7 protein-coding genes are annotated in these 7837 nt (G+C 66.7%); 1 reads left to right on the top strand and 6 read right to left on the bottom strand.

Features of this window, described 5'->3' with window-relative positions; translation table 11 throughout:
- The coding region (locus OE647_RS18860) for a 2-hydroxyacid dehydrogenase (RefSeq protein ID WP_318527971.1) at positions 1–450 on the top strand (450 nt) is incomplete at its 5' end.
- Between the two features lie 81 nt (positions 451–531).
- On the opposite strand, the gene OE647_RS18855 is transcribed toward OE647_RS18860, so the two are convergent.
- The 6 genes from OE647_RS18855 to OE647_RS18830 all read right to left on the bottom strand — a co-directional run bounded on the left by OE647_RS18855 (position 532) and on the right by OE647_RS18830 (position 7837).
- Complete coding sequence (locus tag OE647_RS18855; RefSeq protein ID WP_263723314.1) at positions 532–2100, bottom strand: GMC family oxidoreductase; 1569 nt, start codon at positions 2098–2100, stop codon at positions 532–534.
- A 16-nt stretch (positions 2101–2116) separates the two neighbouring features.
- Positions 2117–2638, bottom strand: coding sequence for a Twin-arginine translocation pathway signal (locus tag OE647_RS18850; protein WP_263723313.1), 522 nt, complete (start codon positions 2636–2638; stop codon positions 2117–2119).
- Between the two features lie 34 nt (positions 2639–2672).
- Entirely contained in the window at positions 2673–3068 is a 396-nt protein-coding gene (locus OE647_RS18845; protein WP_263723311.1) for a VOC family protein, read from the bottom strand.
- Between the two features lie 89 nt (positions 3069–3157).
- Positions 3158–3451, bottom strand: coding sequence for a ribbon-helix-helix domain-containing protein (locus OE647_RS18840; RefSeq protein WP_263723310.1), 294 nt, complete (start codon positions 3449–3451; stop codon positions 3158–3160).
- Positions 3452–3618: 167 nt separating this feature from the next.
- Positions 3619–5583 carry an oxidoreductase gene (locus OE647_RS18835; RefSeq protein ID WP_263723309.1) on the bottom strand — a complete coding sequence of 655 codons (1965 nt, stop codon included), beginning with the start codon at positions 5581–5583 and terminating at the stop codon, positions 3619–3621.
- Positions 5584–5743: 160 nt separating this feature from the next.
- Positions 5744–7837 (bottom strand): acetate--CoA ligase family protein, encoded by a 2094-nt coding sequence (locus OE647_RS18830; RefSeq protein ID WP_263723308.1) that lies wholly within the window; start codon positions 7835–7837, stop codon positions 5744–5746.

Here is a 7837-nt window from a genome sequence, read left to right as displayed (position 1 = left end):
GTCCTCGTCCACAACCGCTCCGCCGTCGCCCCGGAGATCCTCGCCCGCTACGGCGCCGAACAGGTCCGCGACCTCGACGACCTCCTGCCGCGCTGCGACTTCGTCTCCCTCCACTGCCCCGGCGGCGAAGCCAACCGCCACCTCATCAACGCCCGAAGGCTCGACCTCATGAAACCCGAGGCCTTCCTCATCAATACCGCCCGCGGCGAGGTCGTCGACGAACAGGCCCTCGCACAGGCCCTCTGGTTCAACACCATCGGCGGCGCAGCCCTCGACGTCTTCGAACGCGAACCAGAGGTCCACAACGACCTCCTCGGCGCAGACAACCTCGTCATGCTCCCCCACCTCGGTTCCGCAACACGACAAACCCGCGAAGACATGGGATTCCGCGTCCTCCAAAACCTCAACGACTTCTTCCAGGGAAAAACCCCGCGCGATCAGGTCGCCTGAGGCCCCGTCCGCGCGGGTCCAAAATGCAAGCAGCCGGCCCGCGAAGTGTCGCGGACCGGCTGGATCGCAGGGACCTTTCGGTCAGATCGTGCCCGCCGCCATCTCGCGCGAGATGAAGTCGGCCTGGCGGATGGCCAGCGCCACGATGGTCAGCGTCGGGTTTTCCGCAGCCCCGGTCGTGAACTGGCTGCCGTCCGAGATGAAGAGGTTCGCGATGTCGTGGGTCTGGCCCCACTTGTTGCAAACGCCGTCCTCGGGCTTTTCCGACATCCGGTTGGTGCCCAGGTTGTGGGTCGACGGATAGGGCGGGGTCGGGAAGGTGCGGGTCGCGCCAACCGCCTCGTACATCGCCATGCCCTGCTTGTAGGCGTGGTTGCGCATCGCGACGTCGTTCGGGTGGTCCGAGAAGTTGACGTTCGCGACCGGCAGCCCGTACTTGTCCTTCACATCCGACAGGGTGACGCGGTTGGTTGCCTGCGGCATGTCCTCGCCCACGATCCACATGCCGGCCATGTTCTCATAGCTGTCGAGCGCGGTCGTGAACGACCGGCCCCAGCCGCCGGGATTGAGGAAGGCCGCCATGAAGGGGATGCCCAGCGACAGGGTCTCAAGTTCGTAGCCGCCCACGAACCCGCGCTCGGGGTCGTGGCGCGCCTCGTCCTGGACGATGCCGGCCATGGTCGTGCCGCGCCACATGCGCACGGGCTTGTCGAAGACCGCGTAGACCGAACCCGTGGTGTGGCGCATGTAGTTGCGGCCCACCTGGTCGGAACTGTTGGCCAGACCGTTCGGGAACATCTCGGAGGCCGAGTTCAGCAGCAGACGCGGGCTTTCGAAGGAGTTGCCGGCGACGCAGACGATCCGCGCCTTCTGCAGTTGCAGGTTGCCGTCCTTGTCGAAATACTCGACGCCCGTCACCTTTCCGGTCTCGTCGTGCAGGATGCGGGCCACATGGGCGTGGTCGCGAACCTCAAGGTTGCCGGTCGCCTCGCCGCGCGGGATGTCGGTGTAGGCGGCCGACCACTTCGCGCCCCACTTGCAGCCCTGGAAGCAGAAGCCGGTCTGCTGGCAGGCCATGCGGTCGTCGTAGTCGGCAGAGTTGATCGCCATACGGCCGGTGTGGACCTCGGTGTAGCCGAGCGCTTTCGCGCCCTTCTCGAAGACCTTGAAGTTGTTGTTGCCCGGCAGGCCCGCGCGGTCGCCGGTGCGGGTCACGCCCAGCTTGGCTTCGGCCTTTTCGTACCAGGGCGCCATTTCCTCGCCGTCGATCGGCCAGTCGAGAAGGTTCGCGCCTTCCACCGGGCCATAGGTCGACAGCGCCTTCCATTCATGTTCCTGGAAGCGGATCGAGGCACCGGCCCAGTGGGTCGTGGTGCCGCCGACGGCCTTGACGATCCAGGCGGGCAGGCCAGAGAAGTCCTTGGCCACGCGCCAGTCGCCCGAGGTGGTGCGCGGGTCGGTCCAGGCAAGCTGCCCGAAGCTTTCCCATTCGTCGTTGATGTAGTCCTCGGGCAGGTAGCGCCCGCCGGCCTCCAGGGCCACGACTTTCACGCCCTTCTGGGCCAGTTCGTTCGAAAGCACCCCGCCGCCCGCGCCGGTGCCGATGACGACCACAACGGAGTCGTCGGTCAGATCAAATTTCGCGACCATGATTTCCCCCCAGTGGTCAGAGCCAGTTGATGTCGTCGAAGCCGCGTTCGATGTAGCCGCCCTTCGAGAAGGACTCGCCCTCGTAGCCGAAGATCGGCCAGACGTCCTTCTGGTTGTAAAGGCCGGTCACGAGGCCGCCGCGCACGGTCTGGAAGAAGCCGCTGTCTTCCATGGCCTGAAGGATCTGCACGCGATCCTCTTCCCACCCCATGGAGACATAGTCGGCATGTCCCGCCGCCTGCGCCGCCGCGTCAAGCGCCGCGACGCCTTCCTCGACGAGGGCCTTCTTGTCCTCGGCGTCATAGCCCTTGACGGCGATGGCGTAGAACTGGTCGGCGACCTTGTCGTGCGGGTAGATGTCGCGCGCCATCTGAAGCAGCGTCGCCATCTGGTGTTCGGAGATCACGCTGACCTCCATGGCCCAGGCCGCGTCCGGCGCCGCGAGGAATCCGGCCCCCGTGACGACGAGGGCGCCAGCCGCCACCGAACGCGCCAGGAGCGCGCGGCGGGTCAGGCCTTGCCTTTCGATCTTGCTCATCATGTCCTCCCTTGAGCAATAAAAAGACGGCCGGTTACAGGAACCGGCCGCCGCGTTGGATGACCTCGATCTGGTAGCCATCGGGGTCAGCGATGAAGAAGAAACGCGCGACGGTGACATCGCCGTTCTTGAAATCGACGAGCTTGCGGGGGGCGAGGCCCTCGTCCGTCAGCCGCGCGTGCTCGGCGTCGATGTCACTGACCGACACGGCGAGGTGGCCGTAGCCGTCGCCAAGCGCGTAGGGTTCGGTCCGGCCCTTGTTAATCGTCAGTTCAAGCTCGAAGCTGGATTCCGGGTTCGACAGATAGACGAGGGTGAAGCCCTCGAAGTCGAGCCGGTCGGCGACGGAAAGCCCGAAAGCGCGGGAATAGAAGTCGACCGAGCGCTCTTCTTCGAGCACGCGGATCATAGAGTGAATCGCCTTGGCCATCAGTCCTCCAAAATCTCTGCGATTTTGGTAAAACTAGATGACCAATTTCTGGGCGTGGTAGTAGCGGGGTACTACAGCCGAAAAATTTGCTATTCGGCCGCGATCCGCGCGCCGGCGTCCTGTTCGTACTCACCCAGATGGATCGTGCAGGCGCAGCGCAGGAGCGAAGTGAAATTCGGCGCCTCGCCATGAAGCTGAAGCACTTCGGAGTGGAGGCGCGAGATGAAGGCCGGGGTCGTCAGCCCCTCTCGCTCGGCGATCCGGTCGAGGATGCGCCAGAAGGACCGCTCAAGCCGGATCGACGTGCTTTGCCCATTCAGCCGCAGACGCCGCGTGACACATTCATAGCGGTTCGGATCCTGACCCGCGAAGATCTCACACATGGTTCGCCCTCACTCTGCCCGCGAAGGCCAACAGTTTGGAACCGAATCGCCAAAGCGTCAACTTGCGCGAGGTCTCGGGGCATCGGTGAAGGCGGCACGGCGTCCGACGTTCGTACCGTCAGGTGAGCAGATTGTCCGACAATCCGACCATCGGGTGCGCGCTCCCCTCAGATCCGCCAGGCTGCCTGCAGGCCTTCAAGAACCGCCTCTTCACAACTGCGCGGCATCTGGCAGTCGCCGATGGCGATGACCTCTCCGGCAAAACCGGCAAGGTCGTCTTGCAGCGCCGTATCCGGGGCATGACCTTGGGCGAGGACCAGCGTGGCGACATCCTCGATGATCACCGCCTCGCCACTGGCCGTGTGCTGGAGGTAGACATTGTCCTCGTCCCGCCCGAAGAGGCGGGCATAGGGAATGACTTCCACGCCCAGCGCATGCAAGCGCGCGGCGTTGGCGTCGCGCACATAGGATTGCAGCGTTTCCCCGGCAAAAAGGCCGTTGACCGCCAGCCGCACATGGCATCCCCGTTCGGCCAGAAGTTCCGCAACGCCCATGCCGATCCAGTCGCCCTTCCAGTCCGCGACCACGACGGACCCGCCGATATTGGCGCCGCCGCTCAGGACCTGCCAGGCGTCGAGGACCTGGCCCTCGCCCTCGTAGTGGAACTGGTTTGGCCAAAGCGGCGTGGCGCCGGTGGCGAGGATTACGACATCGGGCGCGGTGTCCTCGATCATCGCCCGGTCAACCCGGCTTCGGGTCACAACGCGTGCGCCCGACTGCTTCAGCTCGTGTTCCAGATTGGTGATGATGCCGCCGAATTCGCTGCGCCGCGGCAAGAGCTGCGCCAGCCGCGCCTGCCCGCCAAGCTGGCCCTCCGCCTCATGCAGCGTCACGTCATGCCCGCGCGCGGCGGCGACGGCGGCGGCCTTCATCCCGCCCGGTCCACCGCCGATGACCATGACTTTCCGGGAAACGGGGGCAGGGCTGAGGGTGCCGAAGCTCAGCTCGCGCCCCGTCTCCGGGTGCTGGATGCAGGAGATCGCATGGCCCTTGTGAAAGTGCCCGATGCAAGCCTGGTTGCAGCCGATGCAGGCGCGGATGTCGTCGAAACGCCCCGCTTCAGCCTTGGCGGGCATCTCCGGGTCGCAGATCAGGGCGCGCGTCATGCCGCACATGTCGGCGGCGCCGGCCGCCAGGATCCGCTCCGCCTCCTGCGGCTGGTTGATGCGTCCGGTGACCATTACCGGGACCGACACCGCGGCCTTGACCCGCGCGGCGAAGGGCGCGACATAGCCGGGCTCCATGTACATCGGGGGGGCGATGTGAACCGCGCCGCCAAGCGAGGCGGATGATCCGGCGACGACGGAAACATAATCGACCTTGTCCGCAACCGACCCGATTGTCTCAAGCGCGATGTCGGGTGTCAGCCCGCCTTCGTGCATTTCGTCGCCGGAGATCCTGAGGCCCACGACAAAACCCGGCGACGTCGCCGCGCGCGCGGCCTCGATCGCCTCATGCAGGAAGCGCCGCCGGTTTTCGGCGCTGCCGCCATAGTCATCCTCACGCCGGTTGACGGCGGGGTTAAGGAACTGTGCCGGCAGGTAGCCATGGCTCGCCACGATCTCGACCCCGTCGACCCTGGCGCGTTGAAGCCGGGCCGCCGCCGCGCCGTATCCGGCCAGAACCTCACGGATCATCGCCGGGGTCATTGCGCGCGGAATGACGTGGAAGCGTTCGCTGGGTGAAACCGAGGGCGCCCAGGCGACCGGTGCCGTGCCGTCAAGGCTTTCGGTCATCTCGCGCCCGGGGTGGAAGAGCTGGACGAAAAGCCGTGCCCCTTCGGCGTGGACCGCATCGGCCAGCTTCGCGAAGCCCGCGATGCAGCCGTCATCGACCCCCATGAGGACGTGGTTGGTGTAGCGCGCGCTCTCGTGAACGCCGGTCACCTGGCAAACGATCAGCCCGACGCCACCGGCCGCGCGGGCCCGGTGATAGGCGACGATGCGATCGTTGACGGTGCCGTCGGTTGCCATCGTGGTGTCGTGGCCGGTCGAGAGGATGCGGTTGCGGACCGTGACACCGCCAATCGTCAGGGGCTGGAACAGCTTGGGAAACGCGGATTGGTCGGTCATCGGTCCTCCGGGGTAGGGCGGTTGGCGGTCAGCCGGCGTTCGTGGTCGCCGGACCGGGCGCGCGGGATGTCCGCGCGCCGTCGCCTTCGTAGCGAAGCGGTGTGGCCTTCGGCAAGCCGATCACGCGGGCGATGCTCCGCCGATGGCTGCGAAGATCATTTCAGGCGGCGTCCTGCTGCCGGGGCGCGGCCGGCACCACCAGCGCATCGACCGCGATGGCCCCGCCTGTGGTAACGATCACGGGGTTCACGTCGATCTCTGCCACGTGGCCGGTCAGTCCCGCGCAAAGCGCCGAGAAGGCGCTGAGCGCCTGGGCGGCGGTGCGCATGTCGCCGGGCGCATCGCCGCGCACGCCGTCGATCAGGCGCGCGACCTTAAGTCCGCGGATCAGCGCCTCGGCCCGGTTTGGGCCGAAAGGCGCGCGGGCGAACCGGCGGTCGTCGAAGATCTCGACCAACGTGCCGCCCGCCGAGACCATCACCAGTGGGCCAAAGTCGGGGTCCATCACGCAGCCGAAGGCCAGTTCCACGCCCCTTTCGGCCATCGGTTGCACGATCACGCGCGGCCCCAGGCGGTCGCAAAGCTCGGCATAGGCGGATTGCAGGGCCGCGTTATCGTCGAGGCTCAGGATCACGCCGCGATGGTCGCTCTTGTGGTCGATCCCGGCTTCGGCGGTCTTCATCACCAGCGGAAAGCCGAGGGTCCGGCTCGCGTCACCCAGCATCTCGGCGCTGGTGCAGACCAGGCTCTGCGCCGCCGGGACGCCGAAAGCGGCCAGCATCGCGAGGCCCGAGGCCTCATCCATGGGTTCGCGAAGCCGCGCGCGCCAATGCACGACAGTGGTGGCATCGGCGACGGCCGCGTTCTCGGGAACGTGGTCGCGCCGTCGGTCGGCCCAGGTCTGATAGTTGCGCACCGCTGCCATCATGGTTTCGGCGCCGTTCAGGCAAGGCACCCCCAGATCGGCAAGCCGCGCGCCCAGGGCACGGTTATGCGCCTGGCCGAAGCTTGAATAGAAGAAACAGGGCTTTTCGGTTAACGTGGCAAGTGATCCGGCCAGCGTGAGCAGGCCATCCTCATAGATATAGTCGTCACGCAGGTCGGCCTCGAGCCCCAGCATCGACACTTCCGGCGCCGCGGCCAGGATTGTCAGCCCGCGCTCGAAGACCCTCGGGTAGTCATCGGTGAGGTCGGCCGCGCAGTCGAGTGGGTTGGAGGGTTCAAGCTCTTCCGGCAGGGCCGCGCGCAGGGCCGCCCGGGTGGCGGCGGTGAGCCGCGCAAGCGGTGTCCCCGTCTCGGCGGCCAGATCGACCTGCATTTCGCGCAAGCCCCCGCTGTCGGTCACCAGCCCGGCGCCCCCCGGTCCCGGTGTCCGGCCGGTTGCGCAGAGCAGCGCCGTGTTCATCAGCGCGTCCACCGAACCGACGGCGATGGCCCCGCATTCCTCTAGGATCGCCGCATAGGCCGCGTTCGATCCGGCCAGCGCGCCGGTGTGCGATCGGGCGAGCCGCGCGCTTTCCTCGGTGCGTCCGACCTTGCAGACGACCACCGGAACGCCGCGGTCGCGCGCGAACTGAAGGCTCTCGATCAAACCTTGCGGATTGCGCGCGGCCTCCATGAAGACGGCGATGGCGCGCGTCGTGTCGCGGCTGGCCGCATAGGCGATGTATTCGTCGATGGTCGCGCCGACCTCTTGGCCCGGGGAGGCCATCAGGTCGAAGCGAAAGCGCGGGTCGTTCATCCCCAGCACGGTGAACACGCTGCCGGAATGCGCGATCAGGGAAATGCCGCCGGGTTTCAGGTGGTCGGCGGGATAGAAGCTTGCCACCGCGCCGGAGCGGGTGTTGATGAAGCCCATGCCCGCGCCACCACAGACCGGCAGATCGGCCTCGCGCGCGATATCCTTGAGACGCTGGAGGATCGGTGCGCCCTCCGCCGTTTGGCCGTGGCAGGAATCGAAGATCACGGCGGACCTTGCGCCCTTGTCGATCGCGTCGATCAGGCCGCGTTCCAGATTGGCCCCGCCGATCCCAAGGACGGCGATATCGGGGGCATGGTCAAGCTCGCCGATATGGGTCAGCGCCGGGCGGCCCATGATTTCGCCGCCGCGCGGGTTGACGAAATCGATCCGGCCCGGGAAACCCCGGCTGAGCACGGCCTGCGCCAGCCGCGCGCCGAAAGATCCGGGTCGCGCCGAGGCGCCGATCACGGCCATGGACCGGCCCTCGAACATCGCGGACAGCCTGTGTGTCAT

Origin of the sequence: Albidovulum sediminicola, from assembly GCF_025751575.1 — a bacterium.
GTDB lineage: Bacteria > Pseudomonadota > Alphaproteobacteria > Rhodobacterales > Rhodobacteraceae > Albidovulum > Albidovulum sediminicola.
Note: the sequence above shows the minus strand (reverse complement) of the source record. Positions and strands in the feature narration are given on the sequence as shown.

What these genes read in the sequence shown, in the direction of transcription:
- OE647_RS18855 (WP_263723314.1), bottom strand. Translation starts at nt 2,100, where the DNA reads ATGGTCGCGAAATTTGATCTGACCGACGACTCCGTTGTGGTCGTCATC.
- OE647_RS18850 (WP_263723313.1), bottom strand. Translation starts at nt 2,638, where the DNA reads ATGAGCAAGATCGAAAGGCAAGGCCTGACCCGCCGCGCGCTCCTGGCG.
- OE647_RS18845 (WP_263723311.1), bottom strand. Translation starts at nt 3,068, where the DNA reads ATGGCCAAGGCGATTCACTCTATGATCCGCGTGCTCGAAGAAGAGCGC.
- OE647_RS18840 (WP_263723310.1), bottom strand. Translation starts at nt 3,451, where the DNA reads ATGTGTGAGATCTTCGCGGGTCAGGATCCGAACCGCTATGAATGTGTC.
- OE647_RS18830 (WP_263723308.1), bottom strand. Translation starts at nt 7,837, where the DNA reads ATGACACACAGGCTGTCCGCGATGTTCGAGGGCCGGTCCATGGCCGTG.
- OE647_RS18835 (WP_263723309.1), bottom strand. Translation starts at nt 5,583, where the DNA reads ATGACCGACCAATCCGCGTTTCCCAAGCTGTTCCAGCCCCTGACGATT.